This window comes from Pseudomonadota bacterium (genome assembly GCA_026388315.1).
Taxonomy (GTDB): domain Bacteria; phylum Desulfobacterota; class Syntrophorhabdia; order Syntrophorhabdales; family Syntrophorhabdaceae; genus MWEV01.
In genome coordinates this window covers 22,280-40,617 of the sequence record JAPLKA010000043.1, presented here as the reverse complement: position 1 = coordinate 40,617, position 18,338 = coordinate 22,280, and the positions used below count along the sequence as shown (strand labels likewise).

General features: G+C 43.2%; 20 protein-coding genes. 15 read left to right on the top strand and 5 right to left on the bottom strand.

Annotation, left to right across the window (positions count from 1 at the left end; all coding sequences use genetic code 11):
- Positions 1 to 18: 18 nt before the first annotated feature.
- From ubiE to proC, 5 genes are read right to left on the bottom strand one after another with little or no spacing between them, the layout of a single operon-like run.
- On the bottom strand, positions 19 to 795 hold the full coding sequence (ubiE, locus tag NTX75_04385; protein ID MCX5815467.1) for a bifunctional demethylmenaquinone methyltransferase/2-methoxy-6-polyprenyl-1,4-benzoquinol methylase UbiE: 777 nt from the start codon (positions 793 to 795) through the stop codon (positions 19 to 21).
- A 16-nt stretch (positions 796 to 811) separates the two neighbouring features.
- Complete coding sequence (gene murJ / locus NTX75_04380) at positions 812 to 2,344, bottom strand: murein biosynthesis integral membrane protein MurJ (protein MCX5815466.1); 1,533 nt, start codon at positions 2,342 to 2,344, stop codon at positions 812 to 814.
- Positions 2,325 to 3,200 (bottom strand): sigma-70 family RNA polymerase sigma factor, encoded by an 876-nt coding sequence (locus NTX75_04375; GenBank protein ID MCX5815465.1) that lies wholly within the window; start codon positions 3,198 to 3,200, stop codon positions 2,325 to 2,327. The genes murJ and NTX75_04375 overlap by 20 nt, the downstream gene beginning before the upstream one ends.
- A complete protein-coding gene (locus NTX75_04370; GenBank protein ID MCX5815464.1) occupies positions 3,188 to 3,841 on the bottom strand; it encodes a protein-L-isoaspartate(D-aspartate) O-methyltransferase in 654 nt (217 codons plus the stop codon). Before NTX75_04370 ends, NTX75_04375 begins: the two co-directional genes overlap by 13 nt.
- Entirely contained in the window at positions 3,838 to 4,638 is an 801-nt protein-coding gene (proC, locus tag NTX75_04365) for a pyrroline-5-carboxylate reductase (protein ID MCX5815463.1), read from the bottom strand. The genes NTX75_04370 and proC overlap by 4 nt, the downstream gene beginning before the upstream one ends.
- Before the next feature lie 345 nt (positions 4,639 to 4,983).
- Here proC and NTX75_04360 point away from each other — a divergent pair, with 345 nt between their 5' ends.
- The 15 genes from NTX75_04360 (at position 4,984) to NTX75_04290 (ending at position 18,331) form a co-directional block, all read left to right on the top strand.
- Entirely contained in the window at positions 4,984 to 5,388 is a 405-nt protein-coding gene (locus NTX75_04360; protein MCX5815462.1) for a glycine zipper family protein, read from the top strand.
- A 211-nt stretch (positions 5,389 to 5,599) separates the two neighbouring features.
- A complete protein-coding gene (locus NTX75_04355) occupies positions 5,600 to 6,364 on the top strand; it encodes a methyltransferase type 11 (GenBank protein MCX5815461.1) in 765 nt (254 codons plus the stop codon).
- Between the two features lie 50 nt (positions 6,365 to 6,414).
- Positions 6,415 to 8,367: a PAS domain S-box protein gene (locus tag NTX75_04350; GenBank protein MCX5815460.1), complete on the top strand. Its 1,953-nt coding sequence runs from the start codon at positions 6,415 to 6,417 to the stop codon at positions 8,365 to 8,367.
- A gap of 4 nt (positions 8,368 to 8,371) precedes the next feature.
- Positions 8,372 to 9,022, top strand: coding sequence for a response regulator transcription factor (locus tag NTX75_04345; protein ID MCX5815459.1), 651 nt, complete (start codon positions 8,372 to 8,374; stop codon positions 9,020 to 9,022).
- A 73-nt stretch (positions 9,023 to 9,095) separates the two neighbouring features.
- On the top strand, positions 9,096 to 9,479 hold the full coding sequence (locus NTX75_04340) for a response regulator transcription factor (protein MCX5815458.1): 384 nt from the start codon (positions 9,096 to 9,098) through the stop codon (positions 9,477 to 9,479).
- A gap of 170 nt (positions 9,480 to 9,649) precedes the next feature.
- Complete coding sequence (locus NTX75_04335; protein MCX5815457.1) at positions 9,650 to 9,805, top strand: hypothetical protein; 156 nt, start codon at positions 9,650 to 9,652, stop codon at positions 9,803 to 9,805.
- Between the two features lie 119 nt (positions 9,806 to 9,924).
- Entirely contained in the window at positions 9,925 to 11,274 is a 1,350-nt protein-coding gene (locus NTX75_04330) for a phenylacetate--CoA ligase family protein (GenBank protein ID MCX5815456.1), read from the top strand.
- A gap of 5 nt (positions 11,275 to 11,279) precedes the next feature.
- Entirely contained in the window at positions 11,280 to 11,450 is a 171-nt protein-coding gene (locus NTX75_04325) for a hypothetical protein (protein MCX5815455.1), read from the top strand.
- 10 nt (positions 11,451 to 11,460) lie between these two features.
- Positions 11,461 to 12,108 carry a hypothetical protein gene (locus NTX75_04320; protein MCX5815454.1) on the top strand — a complete coding sequence of 216 codons (648 nt, stop codon included), beginning with the start codon at positions 11,461 to 11,463 and terminating at the stop codon, positions 12,106 to 12,108.
- 255 nt (positions 12,109 to 12,363) lie between these two features.
- Positions 12,364 to 12,930 carry a 4Fe-4S dicluster domain-containing protein gene (locus NTX75_04315; protein MCX5815453.1) on the top strand — a complete coding sequence of 189 codons (567 nt, stop codon included), beginning with the start codon at positions 12,364 to 12,366 and terminating at the stop codon, positions 12,928 to 12,930.
- A complete protein-coding gene (locus NTX75_04310) occupies positions 12,923 to 13,903 on the top strand; it encodes a CoB--CoM heterodisulfide reductase iron-sulfur subunit B family protein (GenBank protein MCX5815452.1) in 981 nt (326 codons plus the stop codon). The genes NTX75_04315 and NTX75_04310 overlap by 8 nt, the downstream gene beginning before the upstream one ends.
- Positions 13,904 to 15,865 (top strand): CoB--CoM heterodisulfide reductase iron-sulfur subunit A family protein, encoded by a 1,962-nt coding sequence (locus tag NTX75_04305; protein MCX5815451.1) that lies wholly within the window; start codon positions 13,904 to 13,906, stop codon positions 15,863 to 15,865.
- Positions 15,853 to 16,284, top strand: coding sequence for a hydrogenase iron-sulfur subunit (locus tag NTX75_04300; GenBank protein ID MCX5815450.1), 432 nt, complete (start codon positions 15,853 to 15,855; stop codon positions 16,282 to 16,284). Before NTX75_04305 ends, NTX75_04300 begins: the two co-directional genes overlap by 13 nt.
- Positions 16,284 to 17,237, top strand: coding sequence for a 4Fe-4S dicluster domain-containing protein (locus NTX75_04295; protein MCX5815449.1), 954 nt, complete (start codon positions 16,284 to 16,286; stop codon positions 17,235 to 17,237). Before NTX75_04300 ends, NTX75_04295 begins: the two co-directional genes overlap by 1 nt.
- Positions 17,237 to 18,331 carry a 4Fe-4S dicluster domain-containing protein gene (locus NTX75_04290; protein ID MCX5815448.1) on the top strand — a complete coding sequence of 365 codons (1,095 nt, stop codon included), beginning with the start codon at positions 17,237 to 17,239 and terminating at the stop codon, positions 18,329 to 18,331. Before NTX75_04295 ends, NTX75_04290 begins: the two co-directional genes overlap by 1 nt.
- Positions 18,332 to 18,338 lie beyond the last annotated feature (7 nt).

Below are 18,338 nucleotides of genomic sequence, written 5' to 3'. Positions count from 1 at the left end.
CAAAAATATTTAACGAAGTTATTGTAAACCTGAAGGGTGTGGCAATCCAGGTTTTATTCCTGTATGCAGGTAGGTTATACCAAGAGTCAGCCTGTATTTTTTTACCTGCTCGAAGCCAATTTCTTCCATTATCTGTGTGAATTCATCAGGTGCAGGAAAATTCATAATAGAATCAGCAAGATAATAATAAGCGCCTGTGTTCATGGAAAACCTTTTTGCAAGGTGCGGCAAAATACGGTTTAAATAAGTATGGTAAAGTTTCCTTAATATCGAATTTCTGGAAAATGTCATTTCGATAACCGTTATCTGACCACCGGGAACTATAACCCGTAACATTTCTTCAAGTGCAGATATTCTGTCGGGGATGTTCCTTATACCGAAAGCAATGCCTGCAACATCAAAAGTATTATCATTAAAGGGTAAAGAAAGGGCATCACCGCGGACAAGTTTTATTCTGACTGAAAGATTATTATTATTGATTTTCCTTTGCCCGGCGTCAAGCATTGCTTGCACAAAATCGATTCCTGTAACGTTAATTTCGGGATGCCTCGCCGCTGCCATAAGTGCAAGGTCTGCCGTTCCACATGCTACATCAAGCAGTCTGTGAGTGTGAAAAAAATGCATTTTTTTAACGGCAAAACGTCGCCAGGCAATATCCCGGCGCATGCTGAGGAAATGGTTGAGGAAATCGTATCTTTTTGTTACGGTAGAAAAGATTTCCTTCACAATTCTTATATGCTCTGTTTGAGTAATGGTACTGACAGAGGGGTATTTTTTTTTTAAACGTTTTTCCATTTAAATAACTTTATGTCTAACCCCTTTGTTTTAGATAGAAAAGATAATATTTTTTGAAAACCACACCATATACGATAATGGTGAGTAAAATACCTATCAGCAGGGATATATAAACCTTGCCATCCGTAATATATTTACACATAAGCAGCAATATAAGAAGAACAAACCCGGCCAATAAAGATTTTATTATATCCCTCACAGTTTTTCTCATTAACCGATAGTGGATTTTTTTCTTTAGGTATATGAAGAGCATGAAAAAATTGTAAAGAGAGACAATGGAAGTGGCAAGGGAAATGCCGAGGTTGCCGAATGGGGCCATGAGGAATGCTGCAAGGATTGCATTTATTACAATTGATGTTATGCCAATAATGGCAGGTGTTTTCATATTATGGAAGGCATTAAAAATTCTCACAAGTGAGATTGACAGTGCATAAAAGAGGAGTCCTGTGCTGTACCCGAAAAGGGCCTTATTTGTAAGGAGTGTTTCTTTTGGGGTAAACGCCCCCCTTTCGTAGAGAATCTTTATGCAGATATCACCCATTGAGCAGAGAAAAATCGATGCAGGAATAAGCGTGATACAGAGCAGAATTATGGAACTGTCTATGTTCGCGTAAATACCCTTCCAGTCATCTTTGTGGTAGAGCCTGGATAGTTTTGAGAATGTAACCGTATAGATGGGGACAGCGAAGAGGCTGAACGGAAGTATAAAAATCCGGAAGGCATATGAAAGGGAGGCTACTTCTCCCTGCGGGAGATACGATGCAATGATCCTTCCAACGAAACTGTTTATGGGAACAATAGATGTAGCGATAAGGGCACCCAGAAAAAGTCTTTTTGCTTCCCATACCGCAGGGTGTTTGAAGGCCAGGGAAACTTTGTATCTGATATTAAACTTTCTCAGATAGGGATACTGGACCATAATCTGAAGAACAGAACCTATTGTAACGCCGATGGCGAGGCTGTATATGCCATAGGTCTTACTTAATAGGAGCGCTGCAAGAATAAAAATAATATTCCATATGATCCCTGACATTTCAGGGGCTGCAAAATGCTCCTTTGCATTGAGAAAGGCCTTCATGACTGAAAGTATTGTATGTAGACTGATAACAGGTATCATAATGATAAACAGTTTTTTTGTGACATCTTTTGCTTCAGGGTTGAACCCAGGGGCTATCAAATCTACGATTGTTGAACTCAAGATGAAAAATATGAGCGATATAAAAATTGTTATAATTATGGAAAGATTGATAAAAGTCGAATATATTGCGGAGTAATCCTTATCATCGTGTAAGTATTTTGAGCAAACAGGCACGAGGAAGGCACTTGTAGCCCCGGAGAAAAAGAGGGTTTGTATCAACTCCGGGAAGTTGAATGCCACGATAAAGGCGTCCACCAAAAGCGTTGCACCAAAAAGATATGCCTGTATTGCCTCCCTTACATACCCGAGGGGCCTGCTGATTAAAGTAATCATTGTGATTACTGACCCTTTTTTGATTATGTCGATTGTGGGGTTTTTATGGGAAGCTTCTTCAGATATTTTCTCGTTCAATATTTTTTCTCTTAACCGTTTTCCGCAGTTTGTTAATGGCTTTTTGTTCTATTTGTCTTATCCTTTCCCTTGTAACTCCAAATACCTTTCCTATAGCCTCGAGCGTTTGTGGTTCCTCTCCATCGAGACCGTATCTCATTATGATAACCTTTTTTTCGTCGTTTGTTAATGCATCAAGCCATGAAGCGACCTCTTCAACTCTCTTTACATGCTCAAATGCTGATAAAGGTTCCTCAAAATATGTATTTGGCAGAATATCCTCCAGGGTGAGTTTGCTATCATCACCAATGAGGGTTTCGAGAGAGTAGGTTCTGATTACTACGGAAAAAAGATTTTTTACAAATTCCAAGGGAAGACCTGTCTGGTAAGCAATATCCTCAGATGTCGGTTCATTTTCTCCCTTTTCCGTGTAGCCGCTTATGGTTTTTGATATTTTGTAAATTCTTGAAGAGATATGGATGGGCAACCTTATCGTTCTTGAATAATTTGCTATCGCCCTTTCGATGGACTGCTTTATCCACCATGTTGCATATGTTGAGAATCTGCAATTCCTCGCAGGATCATATTTTTCAACAGCCCTCATCAGACCGATATTACCTTCTTCGATGAGGTCAAGTGTGGAGACGCCCTGGCTTGTATATTTTCTTGCTATCTTTGCGACGAGCCTCAAATTGGCTTCTATAAGCTTTCGTCTTGCTTCGGTATCTCCCAGGGCTATCTTCCTGGCATATTCCAACTCTTCTTTCAAGGACAGAACGGGAAGTTTCCTCAGTTCTTTGAGGTAAAGATTTTCTACCTGAAATTCTTCATAGTACGGAAGTTTATACTGCCTTCCTTCTTCCTTCAACCTCTCCACCCCTGTTCCCCTATGAGTTTCACAAATCTGCACCCGCCGTAATTTTCCTTGCTGAACGAGTCTCCATCTTCTCTTGTATATACTATTAAATCCTGTACAAATTCCTCCCCAACGGGAATAACAAGTCTGGAACCAGGCTTTAACTGTGCAAGAAGCGTTTTTGGCGCTATCGGTGCAGCGGCAGTAACAATGATGCCATCAAAGGGACTGTATTCTCTCCACCCTAATGTGCCGTCACTGATTGTTATAATTATATTTGTATATTTCAGGTCATCTAATATTTTTCTCGCTCTTTTTGCAAGCGCCGGGATCCTTTCTATTGAATATACTTGCTCTGCAACCTTTGCAAGTATTGCCGTTTGATAGCCCGAGCCTGTTCCTATTTCGAGGATTCTCTCGTGTCCTTTTAGATCAAGCAGTTCTGTCATGAGGGCAACGATGTAAGGCTGTGAGATTGTTTGTTTTTCGCCAATAGGAGAGGGATAATCTTCATATGCCTGTGGCCACAGTGCCTCATCGAGAAAGAGATGCCTCGGCACCTTTTTCATGGCATTGATGACCCGTACATCTTTTACGCCCCGCGGTATGATCTGGGTTTCTACCATTTTCAGTCTTTTGCTTGAGTATTCGTTGAGTATCATAGTGAGAGTTCTTTAGCCCTTTTTGCTGCCTTTTCAACTGCTTTTATAATGTTACCCTTGAATGCCTTCTCTTCTAAATGTGCAAGCCCGGATATGGTGGTGCCGCCGGGGGACACAACCATCTCTTTCAATATCGTGGGATGCAGTCCCTCTTCTTCAAGCATCTTCAGGGTACCCCTCACGACCTGAAAACTGAGTATCTTTGATTTATCCCTCGGTATGCCCATTTTTACGCCGGCGTCGATCATCGCTTCCAGGAAAAGGAGGAAAAAGGCCGGTCCGCTTCCACCCATCGCAGTAACGGCATTCATAAGTTCTTCACCTATTTCGATAATCTTTCCAAGGGGTGTCATGAATCTTCGGACTTCGTCAAGCTCATTATTTTCCACCAGGTTATTACACGTTAAGCCCATTATACCCTCTCCAACCTTTACGCAGATGTTGGGCATTATCCTGATTATTTTTATGGGTTTACCTATGGCGGCAGTGATATTTGAAATGGTGACGCCGGCCATAATGGATATGAGAACTGTGCTATCGTTAAGGTGTTTGGCAATATCCTTCATAAGTTCTTTTGAATCCTGAGGTTTTATGGCGAGAATGATATATTTTGCCTGCCCTGTTAACTTTTCGGGGTTTTTTGTTATCTTTATGTTATATGTTTTTTCTATGAAATCAGCCCTTTCTGTTTTCGCCTCCGAGCAGACCATATGCTCTTTTTGTATGTTGTTTTTGAGCAGGGATTTTAATATTGCCTCTCCCATGTTCCCCAGTCCTATGATTCCAATCTTGTCCAAATTATTCCCCCTGCGTGTAAGTTTTGATTCTGTAATAATATACTGTTTTATAACAAATGGTGGGAATATTTTAAAGTTAAATTTAGCCGAATCAACACAGCATTGCAATGCAACATTTTGCATGGTTTTTCTGCAAGAAGAATGTAATAATATTTGATGACTTATCGAGCATTTAAAATGGTGGCAGGATGGTAAACATCATAAAAGAAGTAGCAAAACGTCTCGAAGACGCCGGAATTTCATGACCAATGATCAGGCATTCCGGGACCATTAAGAGGAGAAGGGTAGGGAGATCCTTGAATATACGCAATGATAGTTTTAAAATAAAAACAAGGAGGATATAAAATGAAATGCTTATTTATTTTCATTTTTGCTCTGCTTCTGTTCGGTTGTGCTACCAAGGGGCCAGCCCTTTATCCGAATGCATACCTGAAATCGGTAGGAGAAGAAAAAGCTTTTAGTGACATTGATGAATGTAAGAGTAGTGCTGATACATACATTACGTCAAGCGCCGGCAAGGAAGCAGCAAAAAGCACAGTGGTAGGAAGCGCTGCCGGAGCAGTAATAGGTGGAGCTGCGGGGGCAGTTACCGGCGATATAGCAGGAAGTGCCGGGGTAGGAGCTGCTACAGGCGCAGCATCTGGACTCTTGTATGGCATAGCCAAAGGCTCGCAGCCAAGTCCCTTATATAAAAGTTTTGTAGAGAAGTGCCTGCGGGAAAAAGGCTATGAGGTAATTGGCTGGGAATAGCTTATGTATAATATTGACTGTTGTGGCTACCTCGGCATCAATGCAACACGTATGTTAACTTTTTGACAACTTTTCGGATTTATTATACATTAAACGTAATATAAGGGGGGTTGTGAGGGATTGAGGAGTTCAGGAATTGAGAATTCATTCCAAAATCCCAAAGTTTGTTAATTTTAAAATTCCAGAATAGTGATGATAAAAACAGGTGAATATGAAAACAATTGAATGGGATAGTTTAATTCTTATTATGTATAAGGATAGGAAGTATTTGAAAAGAATATCTCAGGGACAGGCATTCCATGGGAAAGGAGGCATTCTGAGCTATTCAGAGCTGATTGGAAAAACCTACGGCATAAGGTTCGGACAATACGAGATATTCGAGCCGTCTCTGGAAGATATTGTGATGTATGGGCTAAGGAGGGAGACCCAGATAGTTTTTCCGAAGGATGCCGCATTTATTTGTTTCAAATTGGGTTTGAAAAACGGCTCAAGGATTGTTGAAATCGGTACCGGGAGTGGCGTGCTCACCTTTATGTTTTCACGTATCGTTGGTCCGCATGGAAAGGTTGTTTCTTTCGAGAAAGAAGAGAGACATTATAAAAACGCTAAAAAAAACATGGAACGTTTTGCCGAGTGGAATAACGCAGAACTCTATCACAATGAAGAAGTAGATTGTGCGGAGGAGGGATTTGATGCAGCCTTCATTGATGTGAGGGAGCCATGGATGCATCTCGAAAAATCTTATAACCTCTTAAAAGAGAGTGGATTATTGGGTATGATAGTTCCTACAGCAAACCAGATTTCAGATATTTTAAAAGAGGCGCCCAGGTTTTTCAGCGATATTGAGGTAATTGAAATTATGTTAAGAAAATATAAGACAGTTGCGGAGAGGGTAAGACCGTTTGACAGGATGGTTGCCCACACCGGTTACCTTGTTTTTGGGAGAAAGTTGAGGGCAGAGAGCCGGGAGATATAAACTATAAACTATGAGCCGTGAGCTATGAGTTCTACGCTAAACACTAAAATATGAGAGATCAGGACAAACCAAAAGAACAACTTATTGCTGAATTGAAAAAGTTGCGTCAACGCATCGTTGAGTTGGAAAAGTCTGAAAAAAGACACAGACAGGTAGAGGAGACACTCCAAGAATCGGAAGAAAAATACCGTACCTTAATAAACGATGCCAGCGATGCGATCATGTTAGCAGATGAGAATGGCTATATCCTCGATGCAAACAGGCGCATGGAGGAGCTCCTTGGGTATCCAAGGGAAGAACTCCTTGATAAAAATATTGTGCACATACATCCGGAAGAGGAGCTTAAAAGAACAGTCACAGCCTTTAAGGATATGATCCGGGAAGGCTCGAGCGCCTTGAGCAATGGTTATGTTTTAAGGAAGGACGGTACATTGGTATCTGTAGATATTACCGGAAGTGTTGTCCGATATGCAGGGAAAAGTATTGTGCAGGGAATTTTCAGGGATGTTACTGAACGAAAAGAGGCAGAGGAGAAACTCCGTGCAAGCGAGCTGAGGTATCGCCAGCTTATCGATACGCTTCAGGAGGGCGTTTGGGTTATTGATGAAGAAGCCAATACAACATTTGTTAACCCTCGCATGGCGGAGATGCTTGGGTATACAGTGAATGAAATGCACGGGAGACATCTGTTTTCATTTATGGATCAGGAAGGTGTAAAACTATGCAAGATAAACCTCGAGCGTCGTCGACAGGGCATCAAGGAAAGCCATGATTTTGAATTTGTTAAGAAGGATGGGAACAGGATTTACGCTACCCTTGAGGCTGCACCAATTTTTGATGAACAGGGGAATTACCGTGGATCGATCGCAGGCCTGACCGACATTACCGAGAGGAAAAGGGTTGAAGGAGAGTTAAATAAATCGGAAGAAAAATACCGGAACATCTTCGAGAAGTCTCCTATGGGGATATTTCAGTCGACATTTGATGGGAGGTTTATTGATGTTAATCCGGCTCTTGCACGTATGATGGGGTACGATTCACCACAAGAGGTTATTGAGTCGATACATAACATCGCCAAACAGATCTATGTGGACCCTCAGCGCCGGGATGATCTTTTTAAAATCATTAAGGAAACCCCTGAAGCAGCGAGATTTGAAAGCCAATTTTTTATGAAGGACGGTAAAAAATGGTCCGGGAAACTTACAATACGCGTTATTCATGATGAAAATGGTCGACCGCACCACCTGGATGGCTTTATTGAGGATATTACACAACATAAGGTAATTGAAGACAAATTGCAGAATACCATGAAACAACTGAAGACACTCTCCCGCCGCCTTCTGGAAGTCCAGGAGGCTGAACGCCGGCATATTGCACGTGAACTGCATGACGAAATAGGTCAGGTTCTCACAGCAGTAAAGATTAACCTGCAGGCAGCCGAACGCTCCTGTGATACAAAATCGTTAGTTATGGTACCTCTGAAAGAAAGCATCAAGATTGTTGACAGGCTCCTTCAACAGGTACGAAGTCTGTCAATTGAACTTCACCCTTCAATACTCGATGACCTTGGCCTCCTCGCTGCATTGAGATGGCACATAGACTGGATATCCCAGCAGGGAGGATTAAGGGGGCAATTTGTAACGAAATTTACGAACGAACATTTATCGCCTGTTTCTGAGGCAACATGCTTTCGCATTGCCCAGGCGGCATTAACGAATATTCTCCGTCATGCAAAGGCAAAGAATGTGCTTGTTGAACTCGGCGAATACAACGGGGAGCTCCATCTTAAGGTGAAAGATAATGGGATTGGTTTTGATGTCAGAAAGGCCCGCGAGAAGGCGTTAAAAGGGAAAAGCCTCGGTTTGCTCGGAATGGAGGAGAGGGTTTTGCTTGCAGGTGGACGGATAGAATTTAAATCTGAGCGAGGGTTGGGAACGGAGATTCACGTATACTTGCCTCTGGAGTTTTTTCCTGCCGGAAACAAGAGGGGCAAAAAAGGTTAATCTTATGAAAAAGATCCGTATACTGCTTGCAGATGACCATGTGCTCGTAAGAGCCGGTATCAGATCGCTTTTAGAACAAATGTCCGGGATTGAAGTAGTCGGTGAAGCCGGAGATGGCCGTGAGGCTGTGAAGCTTATCAGGCAATTAAGACCTGATATTGTATTGATGGATGTTGCCATGGCGCAGATGAACGGGATTGAGGCAACAGGCCGGATAAAAAAGGCTTACAAGGACATACAGGTTATCATCCTCTCCATGTATTCGAATGAGGAATATGTTTTGCAGGCACTTCAGGCTGGTGCATCAGGATATCTTTTAAAAGATGCTGCAACTTTGGAACTCGAACTCGCTGTGAGGGCCGTGTCCCGTAATGAGACGTACTTGAGTCCGGGGGTCTCAAAGCATGTCATAGATTCATACAGGAAACGTATTTTGACTGACCAGCAACCGGTTGAACAACTCACTCCCCGCCAGCGTGAAGTCCTGCAACTCATTGCTGAAGGACGTACGACTAAAGAAATTGCATCTATTCTCAAGGTAGCAATTAAAACTGTTGAGACGCATAGAACACAAATGATGGAGCGTCTTAATATCCACGATATCGCAGGCCTGGTCAGGTATGCTATCAGGGTAGGGTTGATCAGACCGCAGTAGGGTTTTTTTTATCAGAATCTAAGGTTTTTACCTGATTTTATTCTTTTATTAGTCAATATATTCTTACATATAAATGATTAGAACGATTATCGTTGATGACAGCAATATTTTTCTCGAATCTGTTGAATATTATCTGTCAACCTTTCCTTATGTCCAGGTGGTTGACAAAGCTACATCAGGAAGCGAAGCGATTGAAAAGATAGACAAATATAAACCTGACCTTGTTCTTATGGATATTGATATGCCGGAAATGAATGGTCTTGAAGCTACGCGCCATGTAAAAATGCAGCCTGATTCGCCGTTTATTATTATTGTTTCGTACCATAACGGCAACGAATACAAGACATTAGCTATAGATGCCGGCGCTGATGGATTTATAAGCAAGGTTGATTTTGCTTTAAACGTCATGCCACTTATAGATAGCATGTTTTTATTTAAAAAGGCAGCAAAGCAATGAATAAAAATTCCCCTCCCCATCCCCCTCCGCCCTTAACCATGCACCTACCTTCCCCCCCCTGTAGGTGGTTCGAGGGCAATAAATGGGGAGGGGGTCTTTAAATGATTTAACAGTATTGCAAGAACGAGGCGCTTTGGTAATTTTAAATAAATCAAACACGGGGGTGTCAAATGAGTCATGAGGCTATGGAAGCCCGGATGATTGAAGATTCTTGCTCAACGTATGTTGAACAGAAAGCCGAAAAAGATGAGATTGCAGGTGAATTATTTGTTGAGATAAACGATATCATTACGCTCCTTATTGCCTCTCTCAACACAAGCAAATAGATTCCTACGGGACAGCAACTCAACCTTCTTTAATCGCGATGTTCCGGCGATTCAGGCCAGACCTCACCTTTTTGATGATAAAAATTCCTTTCATGGTATATAATGTTCAGGAGTAAAACATGCCTGAACGCGATATCTACTGGAACCCCATCCTCGAGACCCTTCCAATTGAAAAGCTTCGTATGCTTCAGTTTAAGAAATTCAAGAGAATCGTTGAATGGGCATATAACAATTCTCCGTTCTATAGAAAACTTTATAAGGACGCAGGGTTTGAGCCCGGGGATATTAAGTTTTTTGATGACATCAAAAAGGTACCTAAAACCGATAAAGGGATGCTCAGGGATGTACAGGCCGGGATGCCTTTTCCTTACGGGAATATGCTTGCCGTACCACTTAGTGAAGTGACCGAGTTCCGCCAGACGAGCGGTACCACCGGTGTCCCCGTTTATCAGGCAGATACCTGGCAGGACTGGGAGTGGTGGTCGGAATGCTGGTCGTATGTCCTCTACTCACAGGGATACAGGGATAGTGACAGAGTATTTATACCATTCGGTTATAATATCTTTGTTGCTTTCTGGGCAGGACATTATGCAGCAGAAAAGATCGGGTGCGAGGTTGTTCCAGGGGGTGTGCTTGATACCGAAGCAAGAATCCTGAAGATGAAGGAGCTTAAATGTAACGCCTTTATGGCAACGCCGACTTATGTACTCGGCATGGCAGATACTGCAAAAAAAATGGGTATTGATCCCCGCAGAGACCTTTGTATCAGGAAAATAACCTGTGCGGGTGAGCCGGGAGCAAGTATATTGACCACGAAAAGACGCATGGAAGATGCTTGGGGTGCTAAGGTCTATGACCATGTTGGAGCAACTGAGATAGGAGCCTGGAGCTATGAATGTGCTTCCCAGCCAGGAGGCCTTCACGTGAATGAGGCATTTTTCCTTGTAGAGATTGAAGATATTGAGACAGGTGGGATCATCGACACACCTGGAAAAAACGGTAAAATGATTATTACTGCCCTTGACAGGACCGGCAAGCCATGTATCCGGTTCGATTCCAAAGATGTAATCCGCTGGGCCGGTTATGCGTGTGACTGCGGGCGTACCTTCCGGATAGCAGATGGCGGGGTTTCAGGCAGGACCGATGACATTACGAAGGTAAAAGGGGTACTGCTTGCTCCAACGGTCATAGAAGAGGTCGTAAGAAGTATAACTGAATTGGGTAATGATTATCAGGTAGTAGTTAGCAAAAAGGGTAATATCGATGATATTCTCCTTGAAATTGAATTCCTGCCGGGATATGAAGATAAGAAGGAGATGGTGCTAAACCGTCTGAAAGACCAATTGAGAATCCGGTTAAATCTTGGATTCAGGGTCAGCATTCATCCGTTCGGAAGCCTGCCCCGCTATGAAGTTAAGGCAAAAAGGTTTAAAGATTTAAGGAAACTAACGAGGGAGGAAGGGCATTGAAAGGAATGAAAGAGATAGAAATGCTTGATACAATGATAAGAGAACTCCGAAAAATAGCCGAAGACATTATGATAGAAGGTGCGGAAATCGAAGCGGTAAAGAGAAATGCTAAAAGGATTCTTGCAAGCATTACCATGCTTGAACTCAATGTATGTGATGTAAAAGAGATTTTTTAAGGAGGCCAAGATGTCCCTTTTATTTATTCAAAACTGGGATGTTATCCAAGATAAAGAGGACGAATATGTACGATATGTTAATGACACATACCTTCCCGAAATAACAACCCTTGGTTTTATCCCTGTAGGGGGGTATTACGTTGAAGTGGGGTTTGGCCCGAGAATCCTTGCTGTATTCGCTTCGGAAAGCCTGGACGATATCTCAAAAATCATCACCGGTAAAGGTTTCAAAGATCTCACCCTTGCCTTGAAAAATTGTGTATGTAACTACAGAAATACCGTATTGGAGTCTACGGGAGCGGTAAAACGGGGAAGATATCCCATTCAGAAAGGGGTATGGAAATACAATCAGTATTATGATTTAAGGCCTGGGATGAAAAGCGCATATGCACAATTTGTCATTAATGAGCATCTGCCTGCAATGCAAAAAATTGAATATATAGAGGTAACGGGGGGCTGGAATGTAGTTCTCGGTGGTTTTTGTGAAATTGTCGCCGAATTTACCTTTAAAGATCCTGAAGATATTGGCCGTCTCATGAAAAACGAAGAGTTTCGAAGAGTTACACGTAAGCTCAAAAAGGAGTTTGTGATTAACTATACAAACCGCATACTGAGGAGTACAGAACGGTTTGACGAACCGAAGTGGTTCAGGCTGTAAATGACGTTTTTATACCTTTCACTATAGTGAATTATTTGAGAGTGAGCTGTTAATTTAGTGTATTTTTTCACTATTAAATAGATGCTTTTTTTGTTGAGCTAAACAAAGATGTTGTAACCTGTTGGATTGACAATAGTTGAGGTAATGTTCATCATGGAAAACGATTTTTTTTTTAATAATTGTTGACAATAATTTTGCAATTGTGATAAAAAGTACATAGTCGATGTTACGCATAGTCGGCTTAGGTGAAAGAAAATGGACGTCATTAACCTCAGTTGTAATGTTGATTGGAATTTCATAGAAGAGGTTGCAAAAGAAAGCGGCCAAAACCCTTCATTATGTTACCAGTGCGGTAACTGCACAGCAGGTTGTCCTTATACCCAATATTTTGATTATCCGGTAAGTCAGGTCATGAGATTACTTCAGTCGGGTCAGAAAGACACCATACTGAATTCAAAGTCTATCTGGCTCTGCGCTACCTGCGAAACCTGCACAACAAGATGTCCCTGCGAAATAGACGTTGCCCACATAATGGATACGCTCCGGATTATAGCCCGGAGAGAGAACAGGGTATCGGAAAAGGATATTAAATTATTTTATGATACCTTCCTCGATTCGATGAAACAGTTTGGCAGGATATATGAAGTAGGAATCCTTCTTGCATATAATCTCAAATCAGGTCATTTTCTTGCAGATTCAGATTTAGGACCGAAAGTTATGAGTCACGGAAAGATTCATTTCTTCCCGAAAAAGATTAAAGGCAGAGATAAGGTAGCAAAGATTTTCGAAAGATTTCAAGATAAGGTTAAAAAGCATGACTGAACGTGAATATGCGTATTATTCAGGTTGCTCCCTCGAAGGAACAGCGAGTGAATATGATGCATCAATGAGGGCTGTCCTCAAAGAACTGGATGTGAATTTCAGAGAACCCGATGACTGGAGTTGTTGCGGCTCAACGCCGGCACACACAGTGAATCATGTCTTCGCAGCAGCCCTTGCCGCAAGAAATCTTGCTTTAGTTGAAAAAATAGGTCTCAATACGATTATTACGCCATGTCCATCGTGTATGATGGCGTTTAAAAAGGCACAGCATGGAATGACAAAGAGTGAGTCCTTTAAGAATGAGGTAAATGAACTCCTGGACGAGCCTTACGAGTGTGGAGTTGAATCTAAGTCAGCGCTTCAGGTGATGTATGAGGATATCGGCCTTGATGCGGTTTCTCAAAGGGTTACCCACGCCCTCCCTGGCCTTAAGGTGGCGCCTTATTATGGATGTATTTTAAACAGGCCACCTGAAGTGGCACAGTTTGACGACCCGGAAAACCCGATTTCCATGGATAAAATACTATTATCTGCCGGTGTTGACGTCCGTGATTTTGCCTTTAAGATTGAATGTTGTGGTGCGGCCTTTGGTGTTGTAAAGCGGGAGATGGTGAATCAGCTTACATATAAAGTATTGTCCATGGCCCTTGATGCCGGGGCAAATTGTATTGCAGTCGCATGCCCCCTCTGCCAGCAGAACCTTGATCTTCGTCAGGGTCAGGTGAACAGCACCATGGGTTCTAACTTTAATATACCAATTCTTTATTTTACGCAGATCATTGGCCTTACCTATGGTCTTTCCCCGAAAGCGCTGGGAATGGACAAGCTAATTGTCAGCGCCGAACAGATAATCCGTTCACGGATCACCGTTGAAGAACTGAAAAAGAGGGAAGAGACGGAAGCACAGGTAAAGGCTAAAAAGCCGGAGAAAAAGCCGGTAAAAGAAGAAGCAAAACCAGAGGAGAACGAATAAATGCGGGTTGGCGTGTTTATCTGCCACTGTGGAAACAATATTGCGGGAACAATTGACGTCGCAAAAGTTGCCGAAGAGACGAGAAAACTGCCCGGCGTTGTCTATGCGACAACCTATATGTATACCTGTTCTGAACCAGGTCAGGAAGAAATTCAAAAGGCTATAAAAAGCGAAAATCTTGACAGGGTTGTTGTTGCTGCCTGTTCGCCGCGTATGCATGAGCTGACATTCAGGCGTACAGTAGCAAAGGCGGGCTTGAACCGTTATTTCTTTGAACAGGCAAATATCAGAGAGCATGTATCGTGGGTTGGTGAAAAAAAGGAAGCAAACACAAACAAAGCAATAGAAATAGTGAGAATGGCTGTTGAAAAGGTAAAGCAGAATAAACCGCTTTATTCCACATCTTTTAAAGTTAATAAGAGGGTACTCGTTATCGGGGGCGGAGTGGCAGGTATGCAGGCAGCGCTTGACTGTGCTGACGGCGGTCTCGAAGTGCTCCTTGTCGAAAAAAGCCCCAGTGTGGGCGGTATGATGTCGCGCCTCGACAAAACATTCCCCACCATAGACTGTTCGATTTGTATTCTTGGTCCGAAAATGGTTGATGTGGCGCAGCACGACAAAATAAAACTCCATGCTTATTCAGAGATAGACGAGATAAAAGGGTATGTTGGAAATTACCAAATCAAAATCCGTAAAAAAGCCACCTATGTAGACTGGACAAAATGTACCGGCTGCGGTACCTGTATGGAGAAATGCCCATCCAAAAATTCCTACGATCATTTTAACTTTGGCGTGGCGCCGACGCGGGCGATCAATATCCCATTCCCTCAGGCTATCCCGAAGAAGGCAAAAATTGATCCGAATTACTGCCGCCAGTTTGTAAAGGGGAAATGCGGTGTATGCGCAAAAGTATGTCCCACAAAGGCGATAAATTATGAGATGCAGGATGAGGTCATTACCGAAGAAGTCGGAGCAATCATTGTTTCAACCGGATATAGCCTTATTGACATTGAGAGGCTTCCCGAGTATGGCGGAGGACGCTATCCCGATGTGATAACAGGCATCCAGTATGAGCGTATACTCAATGCCTCAGGCCCGACTTCCGGCCATATCGTGCGGCCATCAGACCATGTTGAACCAAAAACAGTCGTTTTTGTGGCATGTGCAGGCTCCCGTGATAAATCAATCGGTATCCCGTACTGCTCCAACTTTTGTTGTATGTACATTGCAAAGCAGGCTATCCTCACAAAGGATCATGTCCCCGATTCCCAATCATATGTCTTTTACATGGATATCCGTTCCCCCGGTAAAGGCTATGATGAATTTACCAGAAGGGCTCAGGAAGAATACGGGGTGAAATATATACGGGGTCGAGTATCAAGGATTTATCCGAAAGGGAATAAGATGATCGTCAAAGGGGCCGATACGCTCCTCGGGACCCAGGTAGAGGTTGAGGCAGATCTCGTTGTTCTTGGCACTGCTGTTATTTCAAACTCTGATGCCGGACATATGGCGGAAAAGCTCCATATCTCCTATGACACATTCGGGTTTTATGTGGAGAGTCATCCAAAATTAAGACCGGTGGAGACGAATACATCTGGCGTATTTCTTGCCGGTGCATGTCAGGGACCAAAAGATATCCCTGCCTCGGTAAGCCAGGGGAGTGCTGCGGCAAGCAAGGTACAGGCGCTTTTCTCAAAGGACATGCTTGAATCTGATCCTGCTGTGGCAAAGGTGAATATCAATGCCTGCGTTGGATGCCTTAAATGTGTGAAAACCTGCCCGTTCCAGGCAATAAAAGAAAAAGAATTACGGGACGGCCGGGTTGTAGCTGATGTTATTGAGACGGTTTGTGCAGGCTGCGGAGTCTGTACATCTACATGCCCTTGCGGGGCTATACAGTTGCAGCATTTTACCGATAACCAACTCTTAGCGGAGGTTAATGCCATATGTCTGACATAGCTGCCCGGGAATTGAGGATTGTCGGGTTTCTCTGCAACTGGTGTTCATATGGCGGCGCTGATACTGCCGGTGTAAGCCGTTTTAAACAGCCTACCGATTTGCGTATTATACGGGTTCCATGCTCCGGCAGGGTAGACCCACTGTTTATAGTGAAAGCTCTTCTGAATGGTGCCGATGGTGTGCTCGTCTCGGGATGCCACCCAAGAGATTGCCATTATACTGATGGAAATTTTTATGCGAGAAGAAGACTTGAAATGTTAAAGAGACTCCTGCCTTTTCTCGGTATTGACGAGAGGAGATTCCATTACACGTGGATTTCTGCCTCAGAAGGGGCGAGATGGCAGCAGACGGTGACAGACTTTACGAAACGGGTCCATGAACTGGGTCCGCTGCACGCAAGAAAGGAGGCTACTCCTTGATTTCTCAAAGGCTTCGGGAGGTAATTGCCGGCGTATTCAGTGAAGTTGATGTGGTACTCGCCTATCAACAGGGTTTTGACAAGCTCCATGTAACACCGTGTTTTATGACCATGCCTGAGGAGATTAATAAGCTCGTATGGAACCCCCTGTGTGCGCATAATCTGACGAGCTACCTGCCTTCTTTAAAGAAAAAGAAGGTTGCAGTGGTCGTTAAGGGGTGTGACAGCAGAACAATCGTACAGTTCATGGAGGAAGGCTTAATCAACAGGGAAAATGTGGTGATTATCGGTATCCCCTGCAATGGCGTTATAAGTGTTAACAAAGTGCTGCATGAGACGAATCATGAACCCATCGAAGATATTACCTTCGGAGAAAATGGTGAAATCTCAGTAAAGACATTAAAAGGCGAGAAAACGTTATTGTTGTCGGATGTTTGTCCTGATAAGTGTAAAACCTGCCAGTACCCAACCCCTATCGTATATGACCGCCTTGTGGGTGATCCCATAACGTCGGATAAATCTCCTGACAGTGTTTATGCTGATATAAAAGAATTTGAAAATAAAACCCTGGAAGAGCGTTTACAATACTGGGAACAGGAATTCGACCGCTGTATCCGTTGCTATGCCTGCAGAAATGCGTGCCCCATGTGCATATGTCAGGACAGCTGTATAGCAGAGACCCGTGATCCTCACTGGATAAGCCAGCGATCAACACTTTCTGAAAAATTCATGTTTCATATGATACATGCGCTCCACCTTGCCGGAAGATGTGTTGAATGTGGTGAATGTGAAAGGGCATGTCCTATGGGAATCCCTGTAAACAAACTCAAAAGGAAGATCAACCTTGATATGAAAGAACTATTTGGCTATGAGCCGGGTATTAATCCTGAGGATAAACCTCCGTTGTATACATTTAAAGTAGATGAGGCAACGATAAAGGAGCACAAAATTTAATGGCTGATACCGGTTTTGTTCAAAAGGAAAAACTGGAAGAATTTTTAAGAGAACTGAGCAAAGATGCAGTTGTCTATGCCCCCTGCCTTGAAGGGGATACGGTTATCTTTAAGACTTTTGATCCCGGCACAACCCTGTGTCTTGATAGGCCGGCCAACAATCCGCCAAAATTGGCTGTTTTCCCCCAGAGTGAAACATTATTTTCCTTCAAATACAAAAAGGATGCTGAGGACCCCAGAAAAATGTCCGTTGAGCTTGAAGCAAACACGGATTTTCCACGTGCTATTATCTTTGGCGCCCGGCCATGTGATGCCAAGGGTTTCAGGATATATGACAGGGTTTATATGGACACAAACACGCCGGACCCTTATTATCAGGGACGCCGTGAAAAGACCATGATAGCTACGTTATGTTGTTCCGCACCTTCTCCGGGATGTTTCTGTGTGGCTGTTGGAGGCGGGCCAGCGCACAGGGAAGGTTCCGATGTTCTCATCACTCAGTTTGAAAAGGGGTATTTCATAGAACCCGTAACAGAAAAGGGGAAGACAATTCTGAATGCTCCCCAGATTGAGGATGGGGCACAGTATGCGGAAGAGGCTCACAAAAGACAACTTGAATCACATGACCTTGTAAGGAATCCCTTTGCAGAAGATGGCCTGCCAAAGATATCCAGGTCGCTCTTTGACCTCGATGAGTTCTGGGAACATGTGGTAAGTAAATGTCTAAGCTGCGGTGCATGTACCTACTTGTGCCCGACCTGCTACTGTTTTAACATTACCGACGAGCAGTCGCTTGATATTGGCGAGAGAATCAGAAGCTGGGATGGCTGCATGTTTCCTCACTTTACATTAGAGGGCAGCGGTCACAATCCAAGACCGACAAAGTTTAAACGCTTCAAAAACAGGGTAGGGCATAAATTTCTCTATTACCCTGAGAAATATAATGGTGTGATTGCCTGCTGCGGATGTGGAAGGTGCATAAGGCATTGTCCTGTCTCGGTGGATATCAGTGAAATAGTTTCTTATCTGAGAGGTTCACGGTTCGAATTTACGAATGAGCCCCCGGAAAGCATAGGGACCGATACTAACAGTTAGGAGCAGA